This is a genomic window from Bacillus sp. S2(2024) (genome assembly GCF_050474045.1).
GTDB lineage: Bacteria > Bacillota > Bacilli > Bacillales > Bacillaceae_G > Bacillus_A > Bacillus_A yunxiaonensis.
In genome coordinates this window covers 2,749,517-2,776,502 of record NZ_JBFLUS010000003.1, presented here as the reverse complement: position 1 = coordinate 2,776,502, position 26,986 = coordinate 2,749,517, and the positions used below count along the sequence as shown (strand labels likewise).

Sequence of the window (26,986 nt, the reverse complement as noted above, 5' to 3'; positions counted from 1 at the left end):
ATTATGAAGATACTTATTCAACAAACGGACCGGATTGTTGAATAAGTAGTATCGGTTATTGGTATAAGTGTATATGAAAAGAGTAGATGTTGCATATGTACTTTTCATTGATGAAAATAATGAAAAAATAAGAAAATTACTTTTTAGATAGATTTCATTAGAGTAATTTTTATGAAATAAAGTGGGGGAGTTAATAGATGAAATCTGAAAGTATGACACACTATTTCCAAACATTAAGACAGCAACGGCATTGTTTTTTTCAAAAAGTACAATTTATTTCAAATGATAAACTATGGGATCAAAAAGAAGGAAAATGGTCTATTGGTGAGCATATTTATCATCTATATTTAATTTTAAGAATGGTTAAAGTTGCAACAAAATTTTCTTTTGTTCTTATTCCGTATGCAAAAATGAGAAGAAAGAAAGCATTTGCTAATCAAATACATGATATTTATGCAGAATATAAAGAAAAGCATGGAAGAGGGATGAAAGCGCCTTTCATTTTAGTGCCACCGAAAAAAGTGATTCATACTATGGATAAAGAAGAGTTAAAGAGATTGCTGTTAAATGAAACGGATAAATTGAGAGAGTTAGTTATAAATATTGAAGAAGACATTGCTGGGCATATTGTTTTTTTTGATCCAATGGCCAACTATCCTAACTTAATTCAGGCTATTCAACTTTTAGCGATACATGAAGAGCATCATTATGGAATTATTGAAAGTTATTATAGTGACATAATGAAAGAGTTTGCTGCTGAAGGTGCAAGATAGGAGATATTTTTATTACTAATATTTGAAAGGGAAAAGGTTATAGTTTATCTTGCTGTAGAACAAAGAGACAGAAATACATTTTAGTTGAATTCTTAAATTGATTGGCATGGGGGATTTGTAGACATTATTATATTTTTTTGATATAACGATTATATGGGGGCTTTTCGTAATGTGGCTTATGGCTAAAAGAGAAAGGGGTTATATTATGAATGATATAAATGATAGACAGGATTTATCCACTGATGAGGCATTAGATCGCTTAGTTATGAAAGCGATGGAGCGAAATCTTGCGATTATTCGCTTTAACGTTAATCGTCGAGTTGCTTATGTTAACGATCTTTTTGCAAGAACGATGGGATAATTTCCAACTAAAATAGTTGGAAAATTGCATAAATAATTTCGCTTCCCTGAGTTTACTAACAGTCCTAGTTACGAAGAAATTTGGGATGATTTGTTAAACGGAAAAAGTTATCAAGATAAAATTGAACGTATGGATGCAGCAGGAAATCGAATTTGGTTGGAAGCTACATATATGCCTATTTTTAAGGATGATGGGAAAACAGTGGTGGGGATTTCGAAAATTGCTACAAATATAACGAAAAGACAAAATAGTATTTTACGTACAGCTAATGAAGTCCAAGTTTTATCGGAAACACTTTCTCAAAAATCTGAAGTTGGAAAAGAGAGAAGTTTGGCCCTGCTCAGTAAGATGCAGCAAATTAATCATGAATCTGATGAAAACGTAACGAATTTATCTCAACTTCATGAACAAGCGAATTTAATATCAGGAATCGTTAAAACTATTCAAGATATTGCAGCACAAACAAATATGTTGGCTTAAAATGCAGCAATTGAGGCGGCGCGTGCAGGAGAGTATGGTAGAGGATTCGATGTTGTGGCTAAGGAAGTACGGAGTCTTTCTGATAAAGTTCTTTCCATTGGTGAAGTTAAAAACACTGTTGAAGGCATTACATTAGAAATTGATCGAATGTCAAAGCGTGTAGAGGCTGTTTCGTTAAGTGTGAAAGAAGGAAAAATGCTACTTGATGAAACAGTTAATGAATTTGAATCTATTTCTGAATCGGCAAGTGCTCTAGATCGACAGGCTAAGCAATTCGTAGAAATTTTATAATAGATTTTAATTTGATAAGTAATTGAGCAAAGATTTATTTTGGGGCAAGGATGGTATTTAAAATAGTTGATGCATTACTTCTATTATTTTGCAAAGAGTTGATTTAGCTGTACGAAAAAATGTAATCCTAACATCCAATTAGTATTATCTCTATTCCATATAAAATAAGCTGAATTTTCTATTTTAAGTAAAATTCAGCTATTATTTCAAACTAGAGTAGGGTACTACTGCCTAATTTAAGTTGTTTTATATGGTTCATATAAATCCCAAAATCTTTTTTTTCTTTTCGATTAATGCAACTTCTTCTGTTTTCACATATTTTTCGAATTTTTCCCCGACATGTGAGTGCATTCCAAATTCACGCCCTATTTTAGAATCAATGGAATATAGTAATACGGTTCCTTCTTCTTCATTTACTCTTATTATTTGAAATTCAATTCCTTTATACTGTGCAAACGGTATGACATCATATGCTGTTTCTAAATCGGTTGTTTTTACTTTTTTGTAGTATAAATCTGAATTTAGTTTAAAAGGTAGAAACCCATTTTCGACATCTTGTTTATCTTTAGAAATTAATCTTAAGTGACCACCCATTTTAACAATTCTATATTCTTTCCCTTTGTAAATTGCATATTTGTTATGTCTACTCATTATTCATTCTACTCCTCTCTTTTTTAGGTCTAGCTAAGTTGCATATTTCTTAAGGTTTATTTTCTATTCGTGTACTGTTTGGCTTTCTATGAGGCTATTATGGAATGTAAAACTGAGATGAACCTGAATTGAAACTGAAAATTAGCTGAAAATGAAATAGCATATTTTGGAATTGAACTGAAATGTATTGAGTAGGGATTTTGCAAACTTTCAGATTTCATTCAGACCAATTTAATATTTTTATCAGAATAAAAAATAAGATGTAGTGCATGTTTTGGTTCAAATATTAGCGATATATGTCCTCATCAAATTAAAAAATTCTTTGTTCTCTAAACGAAAAGACGAACTAGATTCTTATAGGTAACCGAAGCAGGAGTAAACTCATAATTTAGAGGTACTTTAAAATGTTAATTTGATGGGTATCGGACAGCGTGTTACTATTATGGAATGATAGTTGTATTAATTAGGAGTTTGTATTATTTGCATAGGTGGGGGATTTTTTATAAAAAAATTAACTGTATATACAAAAAAGAAACGTGTATTAGATCCATCATCTATTTAGAGTAAGAATCTAATACACGTCTGCACTATAAGAAACAATTGATATAATAGTGAACTATTGAGTTATTACTAATTATTATTTTTAATTTGAACATGTTTATTCCGCATTGCAAAGTAAATGGGAAGACCTAAAGCAGTTAAGCCTATACCACATAATGCTAGCAACGTTTGTGTGAAAAGTGTATTAATAACGATAAATGATCCGCCTATAATAGATATCATTGGTATAATAGGGTATAGAGGTACTTTGTAAGGACGCACAAGTTCTGGTTCCCTTTTACGTAAAATGAATACCGCTATAAATGTCATTGTATAGAATATCCATATAACAAACACTAACATATCTGTTAAAGTATTAAATCCACCGATAACCATCATAATGATAGAAACAAATAAGATAAATAATCCAGAATTATAAGGGATTCGACTATTTTTAGATAATGTCGCAAACCATTTACTAAAAGGTAGTTTGTTTTCTAATGCCATTGCATAAGGGATACGCATTCCTGTCATGATATATCCATTGATTGTTCCAAATACGGAAATTAAAATACCGATTGTAACTAATTTTCCTCCCATTGCTCCAAACAGAATTGTCGCTACTTCAGATGCAGGTGTATCAGTTCCTGCAAGTGCTGTTGCAGACATAACCATAAGGAAAGCAATATTAATAAGTAAGTAAACAACCATGACAGTAGATAATCCGATTACGATTGCTTTAGGTAAGTCTTTTTTAGGATTTTTCATTTCTCCAGCGATATTCCCTACATGAATCCATCCATCATAAGCAAACATTGTTGCAAGTAAGCCCGATCCAAGTGCAGATATAAGTGATTTACCTGGTCCTGCTTCAACTGGAAACAGTTGTAGAGTTACGTCGCCTTTGTGGAATAATCCAAAAATAATAAGTAAGGCTAAAGGCAATAGTTTACATATAGTCGATACAGTTTGAATTCCTCCGGCTGCTTTCGCGCCTAAGAAGTTCATCAAGGTTACGAATGTTGCGGTAACAACAGCAATTCCAATAATCATCATTTTATGTTCATTTGCATTTAATCCAAATAAACTAACTGCTTGTGTTCCAAAAATAATAGCAAGTGCTGCAATATTAGCTGGGAAGTAAATGACTGTTTGTGCCCAGCCTAGTAGGAAAGCAGTTAAGTTTCCATAAGTACGCTTTAAATATGCCATCATTCCACCAGTTTCAGGAATAGCTGCCGATAATTCAGCAGCAGTTAAACCTGCGCAAACAGTTAGTATTCCACCTATTACCCATGCAAGTAAGCCTAAACTCGCTGTTCCAGTTACACCGTATAAGGCAGTAGGCTTAAAAAATACACCTGCTCCAATAACGGTACCAATAACAGTGGTTAATGCAGCAAAGAAGCCGATTTCTTTTTTTAGTTGTTCTTGTGACATAATTATCACTCCTGTTTGGAAAAATACATGCACTCTCTGATGAATTCATTTTTATCTCAATTTTAAATAGTATATCCTCTCATTTTTTTAATAGTGCTTTATATTGATAAAATTTAATTTTATTTGTGATATAATTCACAAAAATCACTACAAAGTATTTCTACGTTCATATGTGAAAAAAATCACAAAAGTAAGTAAAAAAATAAAATTGCATTTCATTTGAATTCATAAGAGATGTTACTCGTGACAAAGTCTAGCACAAGCTGAAAACGGATTCAATGCTTATTTGAACGAAAAAAATATTTCAAAATAAATAAAAACATTTTGTGAAATATTTCACAAAATGTTGACTCATTATTTTTCTGAGTGCTATCTTGTAGGTGTAAACAGGCGATTCAGACAAATAAGGAAATATTGAAACGTTTAATATATTCCGCAATTTTATTTGGATCGTATAACAAATAATGTAATGAATATTACATTTAAAAGGATGTGTCAACATGAAAATAGGCGTAGTAAAAGAGATTAAAAAAGGTGAAGCACGTGTTGGGATGACACCAGAAAATGCCCAGAAATTAATTAAAGCTGGACATGAAGTTTTAATAGAAAAAGATGCTGGTGTAGGATCAGGTTATACAAATGAAGAATATACGAATGCAGGTGCTACTTTAGTAAATCAAGAGCAAGCTTGGGATGTTGATATGGTAGTAAAAGTAAAAGAACCTTTAGCGGAAGAGTATAAATATTTTAAGAAAGATTTAATTGTTTGGGGGTTTTTACATCTAGCAGCTTCAAAAGAGTGTGTTGAAGTGATGAGAAAAGCGGGAACAACCGCTATTGCTGGAGAAACAATTAGTGAAAATGGAGTTTTAACGTTATTAAAACCGATGAGTGCAATTGCTGGACGCCGGGCAGTATTTATGGGAGCTTACTATTTAGAAAAACAACATCAAGGAGAAGGTATTTTATTATCAGGAATAGATGGTATTCCCGCTGGTAATGTTGTCATTTTGGGTGGCGGTAATGCAGCAATTAATGCTTGTGATATGGCTGTTGGAATTGGTTGCCATGTAACGATTTTAGAGTTAAACAAAACACAGATTACTTATTTACAAGAAAAATATGCAAATGCTCCAGTTGAAATCATGGAATCTAATACTGAAAACTTAGAGAAAACAATTAAAAATGCAGACCTATTCATTTCAACCATTTTAATTCCGGGTTCCAGACCACCAAAAATTGTGAAAGAATATATGGTTCAGTCTATGAAACCAGGAAGTGTTATCGTTGATATTGCAATCGATCAAGGCGGAACAGTTGAAACGATTGATCACTATACAACACATAATGATCCTATATTTATTAAGCATGATGTCATACACTATGCTGTACCAAATATGCCTGGAGCAACACCGCGTACTTCTACTATGGCGTTAGCGAATGGAAACATCGATTATTTATTAGCGATTGCTAACGATGGTTTAGAAGAGACTCTACAAAATAAACCGGCATTAGTACACGGTATCAATATTTATAAAGGAACCATTACCTATGAAAATTTAGGAACAACGTTAGGATTAGATTATAAACAATTGAAAGAGGTGTTAGTATGATTACCGAAACCTTGCCGCTAAACATTGTTGATATAAAAAAAGCCAAACAAGTTCTTGATAGAAATGCTCGAAAAACACCCCTTGTTAAATCTTTTTATTTAACAAGCAAAACAGGCGGGGAAATATATTTAAAATTAGAAAATATGCAATTAACAGGATCGTTTAAATTTCGCGGGGCATTTAATAAAATTTCTAATTTAACAGATGAGGAAAAAGCTCGCGGAGTTATTGCTTGTTCAGCTGGAAATCATGCACAAGGTGTTGCACTATCTTCACATTTACTAGGAATTAAAAGTAAAATTGTGATGCCAACTTCTGCTCCAAAAGCAAAAGTTGAAGCAACGAAAGGATATGGTTCAGAAGTCATTTTATATGGTGATACGTTTGATGATGCAAAAGCAAAATGTGAAGAAATTATAAAAGAAACGAGAGAAACATATTTACATCCATATGATGATGTAGAAGTAATGGCAGGTCAAGGAACAATTGGCTTAGACATTCTTGATGATATGTGGGATGTTGATACAGTACTTGTACCAATTGGTGGTGGCGGAATTATTGCCGGAATCGCGGTAGCACTTAAATCCTTTAATCCTTCTATCAATATAATTGGTGTGCAAGCTGATAATGTTCATGGAATGAAAGCTTCGTATGATAAAGGTGAAATCGTAGAGCATTATGAAGCACCTACTATCGCTGATGGATGCGCAGTAAAAATTCCAGGAACTTTAACTTTTGAAATTGTGAAAGAGTTAGTGGATGACATTGTAACTGTATCAGAAGATGAATTAGAAGTAGCAATGAAAGATTTATTACAACGTGGAAAAGTTGTTGTAGAAGGTGCTGGAGCATTAGCAACAGCTGCTCTTCTTGCAGGTAAAGTTGATCCATATATAAAAGGGAAAAAAGTAGCAGCGATTATTTCTGGTGGAAATGTTGATTTAACTCGTATTTCTAGTGTATGTGAGCATTTCTTTGCAAATGAAGTAAAATAAAAAATGAAACTGAGCGATAGTCTCATAGAATATGAGAAGAGCTAAGAGAGAATCTCTTAGCTCTTTTACGTAAAAGGATATACCAATAGTAGTTGTAATAGTTCAATATTTTTACATTTATGGATGAGAACTATTTGTCTTTTTTTGATTATTAAACTTGTAATGAGGTATAATACAATATGGTAAATAAATAGGACTTCTTCAATGCATATTGTTTGTCGGTAATGTGAAATATAACGAACTTTTTATATTTAGTTTGAAAAAGTGTTGAAGAAGTAGCATATTTCATATTACTATTTTTATGTAGATTCAAAGCTGAAAGAGAGTGAAAGAAATATGGGCCGTAAATGGAACAATATTAAAGACAAGAAAGCGTCAAAAGATGCAAATACAAGCCGCGTCTATGCAAAATTTGGACGTGAAATTTATGTAGCAGCAAAACAAGGTGAACCAGATCCAGAATCCAATCAGACTTTAAGAGTGGTACTTGAGCGTGCAAAAACGTATAACGTACCGAAAACAATTATTGATCGTGCGATTGAAAAAGCAAAAGGTGGTTCAGAAGAAAATTATGATGAACTTCGTTATGAAGGATTCGGACCAAATGGATCAATGGTAATTGTAGATACATTAACAAATAACGTAAATCGTACTGCAGCAGATGTACGTGCTGCATTTAGTAAAAATGCTGGTAACATGGGCGTAAACGGATCAGTAGCGTATATGTTTGATGCAACAGCTGTAATTGGTCTTGAAGGTAAAACAGCAGACGAAGCACTTGAAATCTTAATGGAAGCAGATGTAGATGTGCGTGATATTTTAGAAGAAGAGGAATCTGTTATCGTTTATGCGGAGCCAGACCAGTTCCATGCAGTGCAAGAGGCATTCAAAAATGCTGGTATAACTGAATTTACAGTTGCAGAACTAACAATGCTTGCACAAAGTGAAGTAACACTTCCAGAAGATGCACAAGTGAAATTTGAGAAAATGATTGATGCATTAGAAGATTTAGAAGATGTTCAACAAGTGTACCACAATGTTGATTTAGGTGAATAATATAGGAAAGCAGACCTTGTTTTTATAACAAAGGTCTGCTTTTTTTTGAGTGTTCAATGAAATATAAAAGATAAAGCCAAAAGAAATAAAAAAATTTGTAATAAAGGCTTATAATAAATAAAGATGGATAAAAAAGGAGTGTAGTAGAATGAAACAGGAAATTATAGAGCGCTTTACAAGATATGTTCAGGTGGATACACAATCTGATGCAGAAAGCCATACTGTACCATCAACACCTGGCCAAATTGAGTTTGCAAAACAACTAGTAGAAGAGTTGAAGTCGATTGGATTATCAGAAGTAACGATGGATGAGAATGGCTACGTAATGGCAACGCTTCCTGCTAACACGGACAAGCAGGTTCCTGTAATCGGTTTTTTAGCTCACTTGGATACAGCTACAGATTTTACAGGGAAAAATGTTAAGCCGCAAATTCATGAAAATTTTGATGGTAAGGCAATTACGTTAAATAAGGAACTTGGTATTGTTTTAACGCCGGAATTATTCCCAGAGCTTCCATCTTACAAAGGACATACATTAATTACAACTGATGGAACAACACTTCTTGGTGCAGATGACAAAGCAGGAATTACAGAAATTATGACAGCAATGAATTATTTATTACATAACCCACAAATTAAACACGGGAAAATTAGAGTGGCATTTACGCCTGATGAAGAGATTGGTCGTGGTCCATCTCACTTTGATGTGGAGGCTTTCGGAGCTGCATTTGCTTATACAATGGATGGAGGTCCACTAGGTGGATTAGAATATGAAAGCTTTAACGCTGCTGGTGCTAATCTAGTTTTTAAAGGGAATAGCACTCATCCTGGTACAGCTAAAAATAAAATGGTCAATGCAACCAAATTGGCAATGGAATTCCATAGACAACTACCAGTAGAAGAAGCACCAGAACATACTGAGGGGTATGAAGGTTTCTACCATCTTATTTCTCTAAATGGTGATGTTGAGCGAAGTCAATCTAACTATATTATTCGTGATTTTGACCGCGCTCATTTTAATACTAGAAAAGAGAATATAACAGCTATTACAAAACAGATGCAAGAGAAGTATGGTGAGGAAAATATCATTCTTGAGATGAATGATCAGTATTACAATATGCTTGAAAAAATTGAACCAGTGAAAGAAATTGTTGATATTGCTTATGAAGCAATGAAAAATCTAGATATCGAGCCGAATATCCAACCAATTCGCGGTGGAACAGATGGTTCTCAATTATCATATATGGGTCTGCCGACACCAAATATTTTTACGGGCGGAGAAAATTACCACGGTAAATTTGAATATATTTCTGTAGATAATATGGAAAAAGCTGTTCAAGTTATTATCGAAATTGCACGGTTATTTGAAGAGAAAGCTTAAAAGAAATAAACCCGGATAGTAATGCTTTTTCCCATTAATTATTGGTGTTTATCGTATAAACATTGTATGAAAGTTTGTTATCCCTATTAAGTAGAAACTTGCTATATAGAATAATTTTTTTATATGATAAAGTAGGCTTATGTTTAAATAAAAAAAGGAGAGTGACCCAGATGACAAACCAAAATGAAACGAACGCTTTACCGCCAAAAACATGTACGATTGAACGTCTTATCACGATTCAGGAGGACATTGAAAAAGTGCTTGCAGGACAGAAAACGGCTACTCGACGCAACGGGAGATATGCAGATGTCGGGGAAGTGATGGAGCTTCAAGGTCACCGGTACGTTGTGGAGAAGGTCTATTCGCAGTCACTTGGCGAATTGACTGATGAGCATGCCCGTCAAGAAGGTTATGCGAATGTGGAGGAATATAAGCAATCTATCCTGTCTCTTCACCCTGGCATGCCGTGGCTGCCAAATATGAGAGTTTGGGTTCATGAGTTCCGTCCCATCGAAGGTTAATGTGATATAAGGATGGGCATGTTGTATCGACTGCTTCTGTATGTACATATTTTCAGTGTAATCTTATCCATCGGCCCGTTTTTTGTATTGCTTCCGCTCATCAAAAAACTGCGGGCTTCAGAGACCCACGCGCGGCAGGCTTATCTGGATGTATTCCGATTTTCGGTCAGGCTGGCCAAGCATGCCGGGCATGTGCTGGTTGCATCCGGGGTTCTGCTTGTACTGGCGGGCCCTTGGACTTGGAAGACCCCTTGGATAGTGATGACCCTTATTCTCATGGCGAGTTCATTATTTTTCCTGGCCCGCGCCTTTTCGCCGACCATTCGGAAATTCAGCGAAACGGGCCAAGACAAGGACGCCTTGATTCAATTGTTGCGGCGTTCTGTTTGGATTTACATTGTTCTTTTAATGGCGATGTTATGGTTCATGGTGACAAAGCCTGCGTTGTGGCAGGGGTGATAGATCTAGGGCGAATAGCGGCTTTGTGTGATTGCCGTTTGAATTCGCCGGGTGACATGGAACAAGGACAAGCCTACTCTGTAAAATAAATAAGTGATATTATCTATCTTTATTCATAAAGATAAGAGGTCATATATAATGTTACACATTATATATGTATTGGTACATTGCTCAATAAGAGTGATGTACTTTTTTATTATATATACCCCTCTATGACCTTATATACAACAACAACAATTTCAAAAAAGGGTGTTTACAACAACATAGCTTTTGAATTAACAAGATACACAATAATTGGCATTAAAATTGCTCAGGACATAAAAGCTCTGAGCGTTTATTATACATTGGAAATAACAACTAACTTTCGGGAGGTGAACCCATATGAATAAATATAGTGTTTTTTCACTTGCTACTTTAGTAATCTTCATTATTTTGTTTTATACAATGTTGAGTGGTGTGTCGTTAGGAACATTAGGTAAACCATTTATTATTGCAATGTTTCTGTTCCCCTTATTAGGAACCTTTTTGGGACTAAAAGCAAAAAAAGGTTCAATGAAATGGCTACTAATAATACTTAACATTATTGCAATTTTTATAATCGGGTATCTTTCATTACTTGCTTTTGGTATGGGTGAAAGATAATTAAAATAAAAGAGAATAAGTCGTGGTTAACAAAAGAATATGATAAAAAGAAAAATAGGATAAAATTCAACTTCCGCAATCAAATTTTACGTCAACTAGCCCCTCGAAAGAGGGGCTAGTTGTTTTTTACAGTAGCAAAGATGAAATTTCATTTTTAGAAACTGTCTTAGCGTATGTTTTCGTTAAAATGTGGCGAGACCCCATGCCTATCAATCTAAGATTTTGAAGTATCCCCAAAATGAAAATTTTATCTCCTTAATAGTCATCTATAGGAATTCAGTCCATTTTTTCATTTTGGAAAACAATGAATTTCTTAACTTGATAGCGATGGGGCGGTACTCCTAATAATTATTGTATAGTTAATATACGTTAAGATACTTTCCAGTTTTTATTAGATTACTTGTACACTAGCGCTATACATCGTATTCGATATTTGATTTTTACAAATGCATTATATTTTTTGGTTTTGTATATCTTAAATCTGCTTGGGCAAGAGTATATTTTGTAATGCTTTTCCAAATAAATTTAAGGGCACACGTTCTCCACTAATATAATAAAATATGGCCATACCATTTTCTAATGAAAGAATCGTCCATGCCATTTCGTCCGCAGATAGTGTAGATTCATTCTCCTTCGACATCAATTTCTCGATGGCTTTGGAAATTTGTTCTACCGATTCTGTTATCATATTAGACCATTTATGGCGCACCGATTCTTCACGCATCGCATAAAGAAGAAATTCCATGTTAAGCATGCTCCATGTTCGATTTTTCTGCCTAATTGAAAGGGAATATTCATCCATAGTTTCAATAAAATGTGATAATGAATGCTGTTGGTCTATTATTTGATGGATGTTATGCACGTGTAAATGCATTTGTTTTTCCAATATGGCTAGAAAGAGCTCTTCTTTGGAATTAAAATGAGCATAAACGGCTCCCTTACTAAACCCGGCATACTCTGCAATTTTATCAACAGAAGCTCCGTGAAAGCCTAATTGAGCAAAGACCTCAACAGCTGATTCTAAAAGCAATTGCCGTGTTTCCTTTTTTCTTTCTTCTTGAGTTAATCTTCGTCTAATCATTTTTCTTCCTCCATATCTTGACAATTATACCATATAGAACTAACATACCATATAGTATATAAATTCTATATGGTATTTAAAATACGAAAGGTATCTATGTATTAAATAATCAGAAATAATGTCATTTTAGATTAAAGTATGAAAATTATAGATAATCTAGTAAAAGGAGAGGCGGGAAATAATGCAGAAGATAGAAACCCTTAAAATACCGAAACAGACTCCGGTAAAAATTTTAGCGCAAACAGTTAAGACCGGGATTATTAAATCAAATCTGATTCCAATGTTTGCTGGATTGACATTGGCATTATATACATATCAGATTAGCTTGTTTGAGAAACTTCCAGAAATAATATTTGCTTTGATTGGCTCTATTTTAGTAATGGGTGCAGCAGGAGCTTTTAATAACTTGTATGATCGTGATATTGATTCTATTATGGAGAGAACAAAAAATAGACCAACTGTGACAGGAGAAATAAAACCCAAAGCTGTATTATGGCTAGGCACTTTAATGACCATCTTGGGGTTGTTTTCTCTTGCATTAACAACACTGCTAGCAGCATTCTTAGGGTTTTTAGGCTTATTTTTTTATATTGTCCCATATACAATGTGGAGTAAAAGAAGAACAATTTATAATACGGAGGTTGGAAGTATTTCAGGAGCAATGCCCCCCCTCATTGGATGGGCTGCTATTTATCCAGACATTACACATCCTGCTATTCTTGGTCTTTTTGTGATTACAGTTATTTGGCAAATGCCTCATTTCTATGCCGTAGCTATTCGCAAACACGATGAGTATAAGGCTGCTAAAGTTCCTATGCTTCCAGTAGTCAAAGGTGTCAAAAGAACATATATGCAAACTAATATTTATTTAATCATTTTAATTGCAATGAGTTTCCTTTTTAGTTCTTTAAGCCTCGGCCTTATGTTAGTAGCACTTCTTTTAAGTATTTTATGGCTCGCCTTAAGTATCTTCGGTTATAAAAAAATGGATTCAGAGAAATGGGCAAAATCAATGTTTGTTTATTCCCTTCTTCATATGACTATCTTGTTTTCGACTGTAATTATATATTCCCTTATGGGCATTTTTTTTGATTTATAAAAATAATAATTTTGTAGTCATAACACGAAAAAACACTATTCTTTCGGTAGAGTATAGGAAAGGATGGTGTTTTTGATATGAATTTATCGATTGTTGATGAACTAGAATTGTTTTCTAAAGAGTTGTAACAATATATGTCATCACATGCTTTGGAGCAGTTAGCTAGAAAAGTAGGATTTGTTAAACGAAAAAGTAAATACCGCGTACAAGATTTAGTGGCCCTATGTATTTGGTTAAGCCAAAACATAGCTCATACTTCATTGACACAATTATGTAGTCGCTTAGAAGCTAACACAGGCATTTCTATGAGTCCAGAAGGACTCAATCAACGTTTTAATCCCCAAGCTGTTCGGTTTTTACAACAACTCTTAGCACATATACTTCACCAACAATTTTGTTCTTCTAGCAAGATTCCAACTTTATAAACAAACTATTTTCGGCGTATTCGTGTATTGGATTCTACACATTTTCAGATTCCGGATAAATTCGTTTCTACATATCAAGGTTCCGGTGGTAGTGGTCAAAATGCTGGCGTAAAAATTCAATTAGAGTATGATTTATTAAGTGGTCAGTTTCTACATGTTCATGTAGGATCAGGAAAGCTCAATGATAAAACGTATGGTTCTACTTGTTTAACGTTTCTTCAACCGGACGATGTATGTATACGTGATTTAGGATACTTCGATTTAAAAGACTTACATACTATAGAAGAGTGTAATGCTTATTTTATTTCAAGATTAAAGCTCAATACATGTATATATCAAAAGAATAATGAGCCTGAATACTTTCAAAATAGAAGGAGTATCTCAACTAGCAAAAATTTGGTTGTAATCTTGATTTTTTCCCTAAAAAAATTTTTTCGTTTTTCATATAATCGCCCCTGAAATCAGTATATCCTGAATAGAGTGTTTATGTACGGATTTGTGAATATAAGAGCAAGATTCCAAAGATGAAAATGTAAAAAAATGTAAAATATTTTTCAAAAAAGATGTATGGGTGATAGGGATTTTTTCTTTTTATTAAAATGATTGTATTCTAGGCACATATGTAATTAATAATAATCACTCTTATTTGATGAGAGGCTGAAAGGTACCATGTGTAATAAGGGAAGTAAAGGAAATGAATTTCTATATTGGCTAAGTGGAGATCAAGCGATAAGGGGAATGCCATTATATGTAATCCCTATTGTCATAGTGAATATAAAATATTTTTCTTGACTTTTTATACGAACACGAGGAAAATAGGGAAAAAGGAAGGGAGGGGTAACGTTGGAGGAATATGTGCTAGATGTATATAATTTTTTGAGTACAACTGACTGGGAAGATATCATTTCAATTGTAAATATTTTATTATGTCTCCAATTCGTCTTTTTATATGCACAAATGAATGGCGCTGATTTTTCTTTAACGTCCCCATCCGACGTACAAGGGAAAATATCGTTAAAGCAAACAAATATAAAACATGTATATTTCCCTTTAATCGTTATTTTCTTTATTCGTTATATTACTGCTGTTGTAAAGAAAAAAGAAGGAGACGACCACTGTAATCCGATTTGTCATTTAGATTTTAAATAAATGATACAAGGAGGAGATTCGTATGTGGATTCGTTTCGTATTAATTGGATTCTTTTCATTAACAGCAATGTCTCTTATAGGATTTCAATTAACTGAGATTTTTCAAGCGTATACTGATATGTTTTTAAATAAAAACTAAAATAGACGTTACAATTTGAAATGTTTAATGTGAAACGGTACAATCCTTCTTAAGTGGTAAAAAACTTAAGGAGGATTTTTTATTTTTATCCTGCTATTCGTGGGCAGTAAGATCCCCGCTGATGAAAGTTTCACTTTATATAATTATTTCAAACATTTGTCACATTTACACTGTTGATAATATGTTAAAATAATGAAGCTACTATATACTTTAAGAAGAATGAGGGAGTGAACAATTTGACTGATCGTTCTGTTAAACAGAAGAGCTATGCTCCTGTTGTAATAACGCTTTCTGTGGTCGTCAATGCAATTATTTTGTTCTTATTTTTTGGACCGGTTGGTTACAAAGGACAAGTACATTTTGATGTAAAAATTTTGCCGATGTTAAATGCGATTTTTAATAGTTTTACATTTGTGTTTTTAATTGCAGCATTGTTTTCAATTATTAAAAAGAATGTGAATCTACATAGGGGATTTATTCTTGCAGCATTTACAACTACATTGTTATTTTGTGTTTCGTATTTAACGTATCATTATTTAGCACCAGCAACGCACTTTGGTGGAGAAGGAATCATTAAATATGTATATTTCTTTATTTTAATTACACATATTTTCCTTGCTGCTATTATTGTACCGCTTGCATTATTTTCTTTAGTATTTGGATTTACAAACCAACTGACTCGTCATCGTAAAATTGTACGTTGGACAATGCCAATTTGGTTATATGTAAGTCTTTCAGGTGTTATCGTATACTTAATGATTTCACCTTATTATTAAAAAGAGTCTCAGTTTTAGCTGAGATTCTTTTTTTTGTGTAAGCAAATATTTTTGTGAAAAGCTAAATATATGATATATAAAAGTATGGTTACTTTTAGTTAGGAAGGATGAAAAGTATGCAAAATTTCGTGTTTCGTAATCCAACAAAGCTTATTTTTGGAAAAGGTCAATTAGAGCAATTAAAAACAGAGGTGCCACAGTATGGGAAAAAAGTTTTACTCGTATATGGCGGCGGAAGTATTAAGCAAAATGGAATTTATGATAACGTGATATCTATGCTAAAAGAAATGAATGCAGAAATTTTTGAGTTAAGTGGTGTCGAACCTAATCCGCGTTTATCAACAGTAAACAAAGGAGTTCAAATTTGTAAAGAAAATGATATCGATTTTATATTAGCTGTGGGTGGTGGCAGTGTAATAGACTGCACAAAAGCTATTGCGGCCGGCAGCAAATACGATGGAGATGCGTGGGATCTTGTTACGAAAAAAGTTATTGCAAAAGAAGCATTGCCTTTTGGAACAGTGTTAACTCTTGCGGCAACAGGTTCTGAAATGAATGCAGGTTCTGTTATTACAAATTGGGAAACAAACGAAAAGTATGGCTGGGGTAGTCCAGTAACATTCCCGCAATTTTCTATTTTAGATCCGAATCATACAGTATCTGTACCACGCAACCAAACAATTTACGGGATTGTTGACATTATGTCGCACGTACTCGAGCAATATTTCCATCAAGGTACGAATACAATGCTGCAAGATCGCTATTGTGAGTCTATTTTACAAACGGTTATTGAGACAGCTCCGAAGCTGCTACATGATTTAGAAAGTTATGAGCACCGTGAAACGATTTTATATTGCGGTACAATGGCGTTAAATGGTATTTTAGCGATGGGTGTACGCGGAGACTGGGCAACGCATAATATTGAGCATGCTGTTTCGGCGGTGTATGATATTCCGCATGGCGGTGGCTTAGCAATTTTATTCCCAAATTGGATGAAACATGTTTTACATGAAAACGTAGATCGTTTTAAACAATTTGCGATTCGAGTATTTCATGTTCAAACAGAAGGTAAAACTGATGTTGATATAGCATTGGAAGGAATTGAAGCATTGCGTCAATTTTGGACATCTATTGGAGCGCCATCTCGCTTAGCTGATTACGAGATTGGTGAAGACCAAATTGATATTATGGCAGAAAAAGCAATGGTATATGGTGAATTTGGGCAATTTAAAAAGCTAAATAAACAAGATGTTTTAGATATTTATCAAGCATCATTATAAGCAAATAAAAAACACTTCTTTATTATTGAAGTGTTTTTTATTTGTTAATTTTTCCCCCAACATATATTTGCATTGGTAGAAAGCACACCAGCAACTATTAAGGAAGCGCTTATTGTAATAGAGATAGCCTTATATGGAAACAATTTCTTCAGTTCGTTTTCTTAAATATGCAAAAGTTGTTGTGAAGGGAGAAGGAACTGGAAAGGTTATTGTTTATTTACAGGGACAAATGTTAGTGTAATATTTAAATATCAATGAAAATTCACTATAAAATGAAAGACTGATGATAAAACGGAAATTAGTGAAGAGAAGTCAATATTATTATAAATTATGTTTATAAAGCAGCAGGAGGGGGTATTCACAGCAGAGATATGATTTAGAATGGATATATCGTTCGCCCTGTCACGATGTTATATGCGGAGCAAAATTGTGTTTGTGTATATTCGGTAGTTTTAGCATCTGTCTCATCACTTACAAGCATCGTATGAAACGAACGCAGTAAACAATTTAGTGCGAAGTATAATTCTTCCTGAGAGCAATTTTTTTCTTTTGTTGCTGTTGCTAAAATTAAATCCTCTAGTAACGAGCAAAAATCAATAGTAACTTGTCCAACTTTCATAGTATCATCTCCGTTTTCATTTTTAACATGTATATGAAGTGGTTGGACAAAACATGCAAAATAGATTATATTTTTAACGAATACATGTAATTTCAATTACCGTAATAAGATAACTTGCATTTTGACTATTAAAATTGGTAAGATTGGATATAATAAGCAGATGGATAACTTTACATAAAGAGAGTTGAAGTATATGGGAGAAGAAAAACGGGACAAAGTTATTGTTATTATTGGGCCAACAGCAGTTGGAAAGACTAAGCTTAGTATTGAACTGGCAAAAGCGTTAAATGGAGAAATTATTAGTGGCGATTCAATGCAAATCTATCGCAATATGGATATAGGTACGGCGAAAGTTACAGAAGAAGAAATGGATGGAATCCCGCATTATATGATTGATATAAAAAATCCAGAAGACTCATTTTCCGTTGCTGAGTTTCAAGAACTTGTGCGTGGTCATATAGCAGATATTACAAAACGTGGTAAACTTCCTATTATTGTTGGTGGAACAGGTTTATATATACAATCGGTGTTATATGATTACCAATTTTCTGACGAGCCGGGAGATCCTGTGTATCGTAAACAGTTAGAACAACAGGCTGAGGAATATGGTGTAGAGTATGTACATAGGAAGTTAGAAGAGGTTGATTCGATAAGTGCAAAGCGAATTCATCCAAACAATGTAAGACGTGTCATTCGTGCTTTAGAAATTTTTCATACAACGGGACAGACGATGAGCGATCAATTAGAACAACAGGAAAATGAGTTGCTTTATGATGTTGCTTTAATTGGTTTAACGATGGATCGAGGTTTATTATATAGTCGCATTAATTTACGTGTAGATATTATGATGGAGCAAGGTTTATTAGCTGAAGTTGAATATTTGTATGGAGATGGAGTTCGTGATTGTCAATCTATTCAAGCCATTGGTTACAAAGAATTGTATGAGTATTTTGAAGGGAAAACTTCGTTAGAAGAAGCCGTAACGGCTTTGAAAACAAATTCACGCCGCTACGCCAAACGGCAGTTAACTTGGTTCCGTAATAAAATGGATGTTAATTGGTTTGACGTTACAAGTGGTGAAAAAACCATAGAAATTTTAGAGTATATAGAAGGAAAGCTACAACTTAAGTCGAATAATAAGTAAGTAGAGAAAAAGAGGAGGATTCGACATGAAGCAATCAATCAATATTCAAGATCAATTTTTAAACCAACTCCGTAAAGAGAATACGTTTGTCACGCTGTACTTATTAAATGGTTTCCAACTTCGTGGTCTGATTAAAGGCTTCGATAATTTTACTGTACTGTTGGAAACGGAAGGTAAGCAACAGCTTATTTATAAACATGCTATTTCTACATTTGTTCCGCAAAAGAACGTTTCAATCGAATTAGAATAGTACAGAATTGTACATAGCAAAAAGAGCGAATCATTCGCTCTTTTTTTATGCTCAAAATATATAGGGATCTTAATGGGAAATCTTTTAATGGATATATAAGCTAAAAAGATTACACTGTTTGATGGCGAGGAAGCTATATCTGGTTGTTCGAGAGTATCTGGTTAATTTAGAAGCTCCGGCTGTTCGAGAATATCTAATTGAACAAGAGGTTCAGGTTGTTCGGAAATATCTGATTGAACCAGAAATCCTAGTAGTTCGTGAAGAGCTTGTTGAACAAGAGGTTCTGATGGGTCAAGAAGAGCCTGTTGCTCGAGAAGTTCAGGTTGTTCGAAAGTATCTGGTTGATTTAGAAGTTCAGGTTGTTCGAAAGTATCTGGTTGATTTAGAAGTTCAGGTTGTTCGAAAGTATCTGGTTGATTTAGAAGTTCAGGTTGTTCGAAAGTATCTGGTTGATTTAGAAGTTCAGGTTGTTCGAAAGTATCTGGTTGATTTAGAAGTTCAGGTTGTTCGAAAGTATCTGGTTGATTTAGAAGTTCAGGTTGTTCGAAAGTATCTGGTTGATTTAGAAGTTCAGGTTGTTCGAAAGTATCTGGTTGATTTAGAAGTTCAGGTTGTTCGAAAGTATCTGGTTGATTTAGAAGTTCAGGTTGTTCGAAAGTATCTGGTTGATTTAGAAGTTCAGGTTGTTCGAAAGTATCTGGTTGATTTAGAAGTTCAGGTTGTTCGAAAGTATCTGGTTGATTTAGAAGTTCAGGTTGTTCGAGAGTATCTGGTTGATTTAGAAGTTCAGGTTGTTCGAAAGTATCTGGCTGATTTAGAAGTTCAGGCTGTTCGAAAGTATCTGGTTGATTTAGAAGCTCAGGCTGTTCAAGGATATCTGATTGAACGAGAAGTTCAGGTTGTTCGAGAATATTTGGTTGAACAAAAAGCTCTAGTAGTTCGAGAAGAGCTTGTTGAACAAGAGGTTCAGGTTGCTTAAGAATATCCTGCTGAACCAGAAGCTCTGTTTGCTCGAGAAGCTCAAGTTGAACGAGAAATTCCGGTTGTTCGAGGATATCTAATTGAACGAGAAGTTCCTGTTGCTCGAGAGTATCTGATTGAACGAGAAGTTCCTGTTGCTCGAGAGTATCTGATTGGACAAGAAGTTCTGGCTGTTCGAGAAAATCTGATTGAATTAGAGATTCTGAATGTTCGAGAAGCTCAGGTTGTTCAAGAATATTTGATTGAATTAGAGGTTCAGGTTGCTCGAGAAAAACCTGTTTACTTTGAAATTGGCCATTCATTCCGATTGGCGTAATTTGTAGTAAAGTTACTTGTAATTCCTCTGTTTGCTCAATGATATTTTCGAATTCATGATGATTCATCATGGATAATTTTGTAATATGCAGTGAAAAGTTGAATAAATTTTGTAATTCAATATATACTGTATTTGCTGCAAAAGGTTTCTCGTTCAAAATAGTAATTAAATTTTCGACAATCGCAATGCCAGTTTCTTGCTGTGTAAGTGTTAAGCTTAAATGTTTCAGACCCCCCTTTATTGTTTTTAAGGTGTTTATAAGTTTTTTCGTGTTATATTGTGATGGGTTTGAAAATGCGGATGGAATTATATCAGTTAAGTCACTTAATGCTTTTGAAAAAAGGGTGCCGTACGATTCTCGATTAGGGGTATAATGAACAGCTGGAAGTCGGCGAGGTTGTTTTGGAAAATAAGGTTTTGAGATTTTTTTCTGATTATCTCTAAAATTAGACATTGAAAGTCTCCTTCCTGATAGGGATAGTTAAAAACCTATCATAGTAGATGCAAGTAGTATATAAAATGGGATAGGAGAACGAGCCGTTTCTATGAAAAATAACAAAAACGCCTATTATGAGGCGTTTTCTTTTTGTTTTGCATAGTTATAATATCTTTTTAATGAAATCTTCGATTTAAAACCAATTCGTTTTATAATTTCTTGTTCTGGAACATGGTTTTGGATGAGGCGTAAAATAAATGTATTTCTTAAATGTTGACCAGAAATTCCTTTTCGCAGCCCGGCGCGTGCAACTTCAAGACGAATCATTTTTTGTACAGCGATTTCCGTTAATGCTTTTGGGGCGTCATTTTCGTATACCCAGCGAAATGTATTTCGGTTAAAATCAAAAGCTATAAATAATGGGTCTGTGCTATGGTATCTCGGACGTACGGGTTCGGGAATTTTCTTGTAGTAATGATATAGCTTTTTTTTATCTTCTTCTGTTAATGTAATAATTCGTTCTATTCCAGATACAGCGGGAATAGATAATGTATTATTTTCAAAATGAACGTGGTGCATATTTAGTGAAACGAGCTCTTGTAACGATAAACCGTAATCAAGCAAAATCATAATAATGCATACGTTTCGATCCATGAGTAACGGACGTACAGGACGTTGTTTGTCTGAAAGTCCTTCTAAAGAAGTTAAAATATGTTTTAAACCCTGTTCCTCTTGTGTTGAAATGAAGTCTTCATCTCGCAATGCTCGATCTGGCTGTATAACAAGTTCCATATCTTTTAGTGGGCTAGGTAGGTTTAAAAAATAATATAGTCGATTTAGCACAATAAAAACACGGTGCATTGTTTTTTCGGAGTAATGACGCTTCATTTTTAAGTCTGAAAAATAATCTTCATAGTCTTTTGTACAAAGAGTCCGCCATATATTATTAGAAGAAATTTTTTTGTTCTTTTGTAACCAATGAACAAAATCTTCAATGTCATAGACGTATCGCTTAATAGTTGAAGGCTTCCGTCCCTTGTTGATTAAATACGCAGAGAAAGCTTGTACTGTATCATCAAGTTCTTTTGTTGTCATAATCCCACCACCCTAGTTTTCTTACATTATACCAAAAATTTTCAGAAAAGGTTTATTTCTTGGGAAAGCGCAAATTTTGACAATAATCGTCAATGGAATGATAAAGGTGAGGTGATTGTATGGAACAGTCGATGCGAAAGAAGAATAATAATCAAATTAACATTGTGCTAAATCACCGAAAGAAAATTTCTGCTTCTTCGCCAGAACAAAAGCCAAATCTTTCAAGTGAAACTGTTACAAAACATGAAATGTTGCAACGGATTGAAGAAGAAATGAGCAAGCTTGTTGGAATGCAGGAAATTAAAAAAATTATAAAGGAAATTTATGCATGGATTTATGTAAATAAAAAACGGCAAGAAATGGGGCTGAAATCAGAGAAGCAAGTCCTTCATATGTTGTTTAAAGGTAACCCGGGAACAGGGAAAACAACTGTTGCTAGAATGATTGGGAAATTATTGTTTGAAATGAATGTTCTATCGAAAGGGCATTTAGTTGAAGCGGAACGAGCTGACTTAGTTGGTGAATATATTGGGCATACTGCACAAAAAACACGTGATCTTATTCGGAAAGCAATGGGGGGAATTTTGTTTATTGATGAAGCCTATTCGCTTGCGCGTGGCGGCGAAAAAGATTTTGGAAAAGAAGCGATTGATACGCTTGTTAAACATATGGAAGATAAGCAGCATGCTTTTGTACTTATTTTAGCAGGGTACTCACGTGAGATGAACCATTTTCTGTCACTGAATCCAGGGCTGCAATCTCGTTTTCCTTTCATTATTGAGTTTTCTGATTACACGGTCAATCAATTACTAGAAATCGGAAAACGTATGTATGATGAACGGGAGTATCAATTATCCAAAGAGGCAGAGTGGAATCTTCGTGAGCATTTAAATGCGGTAAAATATTCATCGCAAATTACTTCTTTTAGCAACGGACGTTATGTTCGTAATATTGTGGAAAAATCCATTCGTACACAAGCGATGAGATTACTTCAGGAAGAAGCGTATGATAAATACGATTTACTTACAATTTCAAGTAGTGATTTAACGCTTGAAGAAGAAGGGCACGGTTTATAAAGTGAAGCTTCCATCGGTGGGGGCTTTATCCCCGCTGATGGAAAGCTCTCACCAATCGGGCTTTTACTGCCCGTTAATGCGGGATAAATTGTTTAAAATAAAGCCCGAAGCGTTACGCTTTGTGCTTTATTTTGTATTCTTTGTTTTTGCGCGTTGTTCTAATTTACTTTTTGGACTTTGATCTGCTACATCTGATGCGATTCCTTGTGGATTAACGCTACTGTGTTGTCCTCGATTGCTTTTGTTGTTTCCTTTTGCCATCCAATATCACTCCTAATCTTCTTTGACTTTTTGTTGGTACGCTCTATGATATTTCCCCATTTTTTTACTTTTTTCGTGAGCGGAATTTAAATCATGTCCAAATTGATCTACGGAGCTTCTTTGTGCACCTTTATTTACATGTTTTGTCACTTATCTCACCTCTCTTTAAGAAATAGTATTTACGGATAAGTACAAAAAACATGCAATAAAGTACAACTTCTATTAGTGGTATTTTTTTGTCTTTATGGATGGTCAGCACTATTAATTAAGATTTCACATATGGTTAGGACGGAGTAAAATAGAAAAACCCTTTACAAAAGTAAAGGATTGATCTGTTATTTATGCCGTTATTCGTTGATAGTAAGACTACTTCGCTGATTAAAGTTTCGCTTTATCACTGAAATGTTCTATCTTTTCTGCACTACGATGTGGTAGATGCCATTTGTAATGAATAGAAATCATACGGAAACATACGATAAGAACGAATAAAACATAGAATGCCCAGTCGCTTGTAACAATTTTAGCTCCAATTAAAAATCCAGCTAAAATCGTCCAAAATGCATAAACTTCAGCTCGTAGTACGAGTGGTTTACGACGTGCCAATAAATCACGAATAATACCGCCGCCAATTCCTGTTAGTACAGCTGCGACAATGGTTGCGCTAATTGGTAGATTTAGTTTTTTTGCATATAATGCACCTTGAATTGCAAAAGCAGATAAACCGATTGCATCGGTAATATTTTCCCAGCGTTTCCAATGTTTGATGAGTTTGTTTGGGAATAAAAATATAATAGTCATTGATAAGATTGCGATTTCAAATAACATATCTTGTTTCCAAAACGCATCAATTGGATAGCCGATCAATAAATTACGCAGTGCTCCTCCCCCGAATGCGGTTGCCATTCCTAAAATATAAACCCCGAAAATATCGTATTCTTCTTCCATTGCGATGATTGCTCCGCTTAAAGCGAATGCAATTGTACCAATGATGCTAAATAAATCCCATGCCATGAAATTCTCCCTCACTAACTAGATGAAATGTTCTTACTCTGCTATTATATTAGAAGGTTTAATTTTCGAAAAGGATGAGTGAGTATATTTGATAGAAGAAAAAGAAAAAGTGATACTAGTTGGCTGTCAATTGCCGCAAGATGATAATGAACGTTTTGAACAATCGATGGAAGAATTAGCATCATTAGCGAAAACAGCACAAGCAGAAGTGTTGGTTTCAACGATGCAAAAGCGTTCTAAGTTTCATCCGGCAACGTATGTTGGGAAGGGAAAGTTAGAAGAACTTTCTCTACTTGCAGAAGAACTAGAACCAGATGCTATCATTTTTAATAATGAATTAACACCAAGTCAAATTCGAAATTTATCAGCACAGTTAGACGCGAGAGTCATTGATCGTACACAGCTTATATTAGATATTTTTGCTCAGCGCGCGAAGTCAAGAGAAGGTAAATTACAGGTGGAACTTGCGCAGCTCCAATATGCGTTGCCTCGTCTTGTGGGACAAGGACAAGCTTTATCTCGCCTTGGCGGTGGGATTGGTACAAGAGGTCCAGGGGAAACGAAGTTAGAAACAGATCGTCGTCATATTCGCTCTCGTATCGATGAGATTAAAAGGCAGCTTTCTGGTGTGGTAGAGCACCGTAAGAGATATCGTGAACGTCGTAAAGAAAATCAGGTTTTTCAAGTTTCTTTAGTTGGATACACAAATGCTGGGAAATCTACGTTATTTAACAGGTTAACGGCTGCTGATACATTTGAGGAAGATTTACTGTTCGCCACACTTGATCCGACGACGCGTAAAATGCAGTTGCCGTGTGGGTATACAGTGTTATTAACAGATACAGTTGGATTTATTCAAGATTTACCGACATCGTTAGTCGCGGCGTTTCGTTCCACGTTAGAAGAAGTAAACGAAGCGGATGTTATTTTGCATGTTATCGATTCAGCTGATCCAAATTACATTGGGCATGAGGAGACAGTGAAAAAATTACTGCAAGATCTTGAGTTTGACCAAATTCCGATGATTACAGTGTACAATAAAAAAGATAAGTTACATCCGAACTTCATCCCATTCCCAAACAATGATTTTATTATGACGAGTGCTTTTGATGCGGCGGATTTAGAGAAATTAAAAAAAGTTGTAGAAATAGAAATGATGAAGCGGATGGATTCATATGAATTAATGATTCCGGTAAGCGAAGGTAGATTGTTGACGCTTTTAAGAACAGAAACAGTATTAACAGAAATGGCGTTTCAGGAAGAGAAGCAAGCATACGAATGTACAGGGTATATTTTTGCTCATTCTCCGCTAAACGGACAAATCAATAGATATTCAGCAAGAAAAGGAGAAGAGAAAGAAGATGTTTAATCGATTGAAGAATGGGGAAAAGATTGCTCCAATTGTAAAAGAAGTTGAAATGCAAATTACAAACATACATAAACGTATTGATGAAGTAATTGAAAGTAATCAATTTCGTGTGTTAGAAAGTTTTCGTAGTCATAAAATTAGTGATTCACACTTTATTCCGACAACAGGATACGGCTATGATGATATCGGTCGTGATACGTTAGAAAAAGTGTATGCTGATGTGTTTGGAGCAGAAGCAGGTCTTGTACGGCCGCAGATTATTTCTGGAACTCATGCAATTTCTACAGCGTTATTTGGAATTTTACGCCCTGGTGACGAATTGTTATATATAACCGGGAAGCCGTATGATACGTTAGAAGAAATCGTTGGTGTTCGCGGGAAAGGTGTTGGCTCATTTAAAGAGTATAACATCGGTTACCAGGCGGTTGCTTTAACGGAAGAGGGACGTGTCGATTTTACTGCAGTGCAAGCGGCGATTCATGAAAATACAAAAATGATTGGTATTCAACGTTCGAAGGGATACGCAACTCGTCCATCATTTACAATTGCTGAAATTAAAGAAATGATTGCATTTGTAAAAGAAATTAAGCATGATGTTGTTGTGTTCGTAGACAACTGTTACGGAGAATTTGTAGAAGAGCTTGAACCATGTCATGTCGGTGCAGATTTGATGGCGGGTTCACTTATAAAAAATCCAGGTGGCGGCATCGTGAAAACTGGCGGTTACATTGTTGGGAAAGAGCAATATGTAGAAGCGTGTGCATATCGTTTAACATCTCCAGGTATCGGAGCAGAAGCTGGTGCATCTTTATATAGTTTGCAAGAGATGTATCAAGGGTTTTTCTTAGCGCCTCATGTTGCTGGTCAAGCGTTAAAAGGTGCAATCTTTACAGCAGCCTTTTTAGAAAAGCTTGGTATGAATACATCGCCAACTTGGAATGCACCGCGAACAGATTTAATACAATCTGTTCAATTTGATGATAAAGAACGCATGATTGCATTTTGCCAAGCGATTCAATATGCATCACCAATTAATTCGCATTTTACGCCGTATCCGAATTATATGCCAGGATATGAGGATGATGTGATTATGGCTGCAGGTACATTTATTCAAGGTGCGAGTATTGAATTATCAGCAGATGGACCGATTCGTCCGCCTTATGTTGCGTATGTGCAGGGTGGTTTAACATATTCGCATGTGAAGATTGCGATTTGTTCTGCTATTGATGCGCTTATTGAAAAAAATCTATTAGTAATTTCTTAAATGAAAGCTGCC

General features: G+C 34.7%; 27 protein-coding genes and 2 pseudogenes. 20 read left to right on the top strand and 9 right to left on the bottom strand.

Going from position 1 to position 26,986, the window contains the following annotated elements:
- Positions 1-197: 197 nt before the first annotated feature.
- The 3 genes and pseudogenes from AB1284_RS13965 to AB1284_RS13955 form a co-directional block, all read left to right on the top strand.
- Entirely contained in the window at positions 198-773 is a 576-nt protein-coding gene (locus tag AB1284_RS13965) for a DinB family protein (protein WP_429754253.1), read from the top strand.
- Positions 774-942: 169 nt separating this feature from the next.
- Complete coding sequence (locus tag AB1284_RS13960; protein ID WP_429761856.1) at positions 943-1,134, top strand: hypothetical protein; 192 nt, start codon at positions 943-945, stop codon at positions 1,132-1,134.
- A gap of 441 nt (positions 1,135-1,575) precedes the next feature.
- Positions 1,576-1,905: pseudogene (locus AB1284_RS13955) on the top strand (methyl-accepting chemotaxis protein); the annotation flags it as partial.
- 255 nt (positions 1,906-2,160) lie between these two features.
- On the opposite strand, the gene AB1284_RS13950 reads toward AB1284_RS13955, so the two are convergent.
- Positions 2,161-2,556, bottom strand: a complete 396-nt coding sequence (locus AB1284_RS13950) for a hypothetical protein (protein WP_429754255.1) — start codon at positions 2,554-2,556, stop codon at positions 2,161-2,163.
- A gap of 630 nt (positions 2,557-3,186) precedes the next feature.
- A complete protein-coding gene (locus AB1284_RS13945; protein ID WP_429754256.1) occupies positions 3,187-4,536 on the bottom strand; it encodes an APC family permease in 1,350 nt (449 codons plus the stop codon).
- Positions 4,537-5,036: 500 nt separating this feature from the next.
- Between AB1284_RS13945 and ald the strand changes: the two genes are divergently transcribed.
- From ald to AB1284_RS13910, 7 genes are all read left to right on the top strand, one after another.
- Positions 5,037-6,149 carry an alanine dehydrogenase gene (gene ald, locus AB1284_RS13940; protein WP_429754257.1) on the top strand — a complete coding sequence of 371 codons (1,113 nt, stop codon included), beginning with the start codon at positions 5,037-5,039 and terminating at the stop codon, positions 6,147-6,149.
- On the top strand, positions 6,146-7,144 hold the full coding sequence (gene tdcB / locus AB1284_RS13935) for a bifunctional threonine ammonia-lyase/L-serine ammonia-lyase TdcB (protein WP_429754258.1): 999 nt from the start codon (positions 6,146-6,148) through the stop codon (positions 7,142-7,144). The genes ald and tdcB overlap by 4 nt, the downstream gene beginning before the upstream one ends.
- Before the next feature lie 336 nt (positions 7,145-7,480).
- A complete protein-coding gene (locus AB1284_RS13930) occupies positions 7,481-8,200 on the top strand; it encodes a YebC/PmpR family DNA-binding transcriptional regulator (protein ID WP_429754259.1) in 720 nt (239 codons plus the stop codon).
- A 148-nt stretch (positions 8,201-8,348) separates the two neighbouring features.
- Positions 8,349-9,581 (top strand): peptidase T, encoded by a 1,233-nt coding sequence (pepT, locus tag AB1284_RS13925; RefSeq protein ID WP_429754260.1) that lies wholly within the window; start codon positions 8,349-8,351, stop codon positions 9,579-9,581.
- Positions 9,582-9,751: 170 nt separating this feature from the next.
- Entirely contained in the window at positions 9,752-10,102 is a 351-nt protein-coding gene (locus AB1284_RS13920) for an ASCH domain-containing protein (protein ID WP_016115601.1), read from the top strand.
- Between the two features lie 18 nt (positions 10,103-10,120).
- On the top strand, positions 10,121-10,561 hold the full coding sequence (locus tag AB1284_RS13915; RefSeq protein WP_429754450.1) for a hypothetical protein: 441 nt from the start codon (positions 10,121-10,123) through the stop codon (positions 10,559-10,561).
- 381 nt (positions 10,562-10,942) lie between these two features.
- The gene (locus tag AB1284_RS13910) at positions 10,943-11,203 is read left to right on the top strand and encodes a hypothetical protein (protein WP_429754261.1); all 261 of its coding nucleotides are present in this window, start codon (positions 10,943-10,945) and stop codon (positions 11,201-11,203) included.
- A gap of 475 nt (positions 11,204-11,678) precedes the next feature.
- On the opposite strand, the gene AB1284_RS13905 is transcribed toward AB1284_RS13910, so the two are convergent.
- Positions 11,679-12,284 carry a TetR/AcrR family transcriptional regulator gene (locus AB1284_RS13905; RefSeq protein WP_429754262.1) on the bottom strand — a complete coding sequence of 202 codons (606 nt, stop codon included), beginning with the start codon at positions 12,282-12,284 and terminating at the stop codon, positions 11,679-11,681.
- 181 nt (positions 12,285-12,465) lie between these two features.
- On the opposite strand from AB1284_RS13905, the gene cyoE reads away from it, so the two are divergent.
- The 5 genes and pseudogenes from cyoE (at position 12,466) to AB1284_RS13880 (ending at position 17,152) form a co-directional block, all read left to right on the top strand.
- Positions 12,466-13,383, top strand: coding sequence for a heme o synthase (gene cyoE / locus AB1284_RS13900; protein WP_429748362.1), 918 nt, complete (start codon positions 12,466-12,468; stop codon positions 13,381-13,383).
- A gap of 134 nt (positions 13,384-13,517) precedes the next feature.
- A pseudogene (locus tag AB1284_RS13895) lies at positions 13,518-14,177 on the top strand (IS4 family transposase); the annotation flags it as partial.
- A gap of 474 nt (positions 14,178-14,651) precedes the next feature.
- The gene (locus AB1284_RS13890) at positions 14,652-14,957 is read left to right on the top strand and encodes a hypothetical protein (RefSeq protein ID WP_429748364.1); all 306 of its coding nucleotides are present in this window, start codon (positions 14,652-14,654) and stop codon (positions 14,955-14,957) included.
- 375 nt (positions 14,958-15,332) lie between these two features.
- Positions 15,333-15,872, top strand: a complete 540-nt coding sequence (locus tag AB1284_RS13885) for a DUF420 domain-containing protein (RefSeq protein WP_429754264.1) — start codon at positions 15,333-15,335, stop codon at positions 15,870-15,872.
- Between the two features lie 116 nt (positions 15,873-15,988).
- Positions 15,989-17,152 (top strand): iron-containing alcohol dehydrogenase, encoded by a 1,164-nt coding sequence (locus tag AB1284_RS13880; protein WP_429748366.1) that lies wholly within the window; start codon positions 15,989-15,991, stop codon positions 17,150-17,152.
- A gap of 376 nt (positions 17,153-17,528) precedes the next feature.
- On the opposite strand, the gene AB1284_RS13875 is transcribed toward AB1284_RS13880, so the two are convergent.
- Complete coding sequence (locus AB1284_RS13875; RefSeq protein ID WP_429748367.1) at positions 17,529-17,771, bottom strand: hypothetical protein; 243 nt, start codon at positions 17,769-17,771, stop codon at positions 17,529-17,531.
- Positions 17,772-17,964: 193 nt separating this feature from the next.
- Between AB1284_RS13875 and miaA the strand changes: the two genes are divergently transcribed.
- Positions 17,965-18,915 (top strand): tRNA (adenosine(37)-N6)-dimethylallyltransferase MiaA, encoded by a 951-nt coding sequence (gene miaA, locus AB1284_RS13870; RefSeq protein WP_429748369.1) that lies wholly within the window; start codon positions 17,965-17,967, stop codon positions 18,913-18,915.
- A 25-nt stretch (positions 18,916-18,940) separates the two neighbouring features.
- Positions 18,941-19,165, top strand: a complete 225-nt coding sequence (hfq, locus tag AB1284_RS13865) for an RNA chaperone Hfq (RefSeq protein ID WP_000813896.1) — start codon at positions 18,941-18,943, stop codon at positions 19,163-19,165.
- A gap of 161 nt (positions 19,166-19,326) precedes the next feature.
- On the opposite strand, the gene AB1284_RS13860 is transcribed toward hfq, so the two are convergent.
- Positions 19,327-20,916, bottom strand: coding sequence for a collagen-like repeat preface domain-containing protein (locus tag AB1284_RS13860; protein WP_429748370.1), 1,590 nt, complete (start codon positions 20,914-20,916; stop codon positions 19,327-19,329).
- 114 nt (positions 20,917-21,030) lie between these two features.
- Entirely contained in the window at positions 21,031-21,993 is a 963-nt protein-coding gene (locus AB1284_RS13855; RefSeq protein WP_429748372.1) for a tyrosine-type recombinase/integrase, read from the bottom strand.
- Between the two features lie 119 nt (positions 21,994-22,112).
- On the opposite strand from AB1284_RS13855, the gene spoVK reads away from it, so the two are divergent.
- Complete coding sequence (gene spoVK / locus AB1284_RS13850) at positions 22,113-23,069, top strand: stage V sporulation protein K (protein WP_429754461.1); 957 nt, start codon at positions 22,113-22,115, stop codon at positions 23,067-23,069.
- A 126-nt stretch (positions 23,070-23,195) separates the two neighbouring features.
- Here the strand turns inward: spoVK and AB1284_RS13845 are convergent, their stop codons facing one another.
- The 3 genes from AB1284_RS13845 to AB1284_RS13835 all read right to left on the bottom strand — a co-directional run bounded on the left by AB1284_RS13845 (position 23,196) and on the right by AB1284_RS13835 (position 24,341).
- Positions 23,196-23,330 carry a hypothetical protein gene (locus AB1284_RS13845; protein WP_255258187.1) on the bottom strand — a complete coding sequence of 45 codons (135 nt, stop codon included), beginning with the start codon at positions 23,328-23,330 and terminating at the stop codon, positions 23,196-23,198.
- A 12-nt stretch (positions 23,331-23,342) separates the two neighbouring features.
- Positions 23,343-23,480 carry a hypothetical protein gene (locus AB1284_RS13840; protein WP_429748639.1) on the bottom strand — a complete coding sequence of 46 codons (138 nt, stop codon included), beginning with the start codon at positions 23,478-23,480 and terminating at the stop codon, positions 23,343-23,345.
- A gap of 228 nt (positions 23,481-23,708) precedes the next feature.
- Entirely contained in the window at positions 23,709-24,341 is a 633-nt protein-coding gene (locus AB1284_RS13835) for a trimeric intracellular cation channel family protein (RefSeq protein ID WP_377884058.1), read from the bottom strand.
- A 91-nt stretch (positions 24,342-24,432) separates the two neighbouring features.
- Here AB1284_RS13835 and hflX point away from each other — a divergent pair, with 91 nt between their 5' ends.
- The gene (gene hflX / locus AB1284_RS13830) at positions 24,433-25,710 is read left to right on the top strand and encodes a GTPase HflX (protein ID WP_429754267.1); all 1,278 of its coding nucleotides are present in this window, start codon (positions 24,433-24,435) and stop codon (positions 25,708-25,710) included.
- Positions 25,703-26,974, top strand: coding sequence for an aminotransferase class I/II-fold pyridoxal phosphate-dependent enzyme (locus AB1284_RS13825; RefSeq protein ID WP_429748641.1), 1,272 nt, complete (start codon positions 25,703-25,705; stop codon positions 26,972-26,974). Before hflX ends, AB1284_RS13825 begins: the two co-directional genes overlap by 8 nt.
- Positions 26,975-26,986 lie beyond the last annotated feature (12 nt).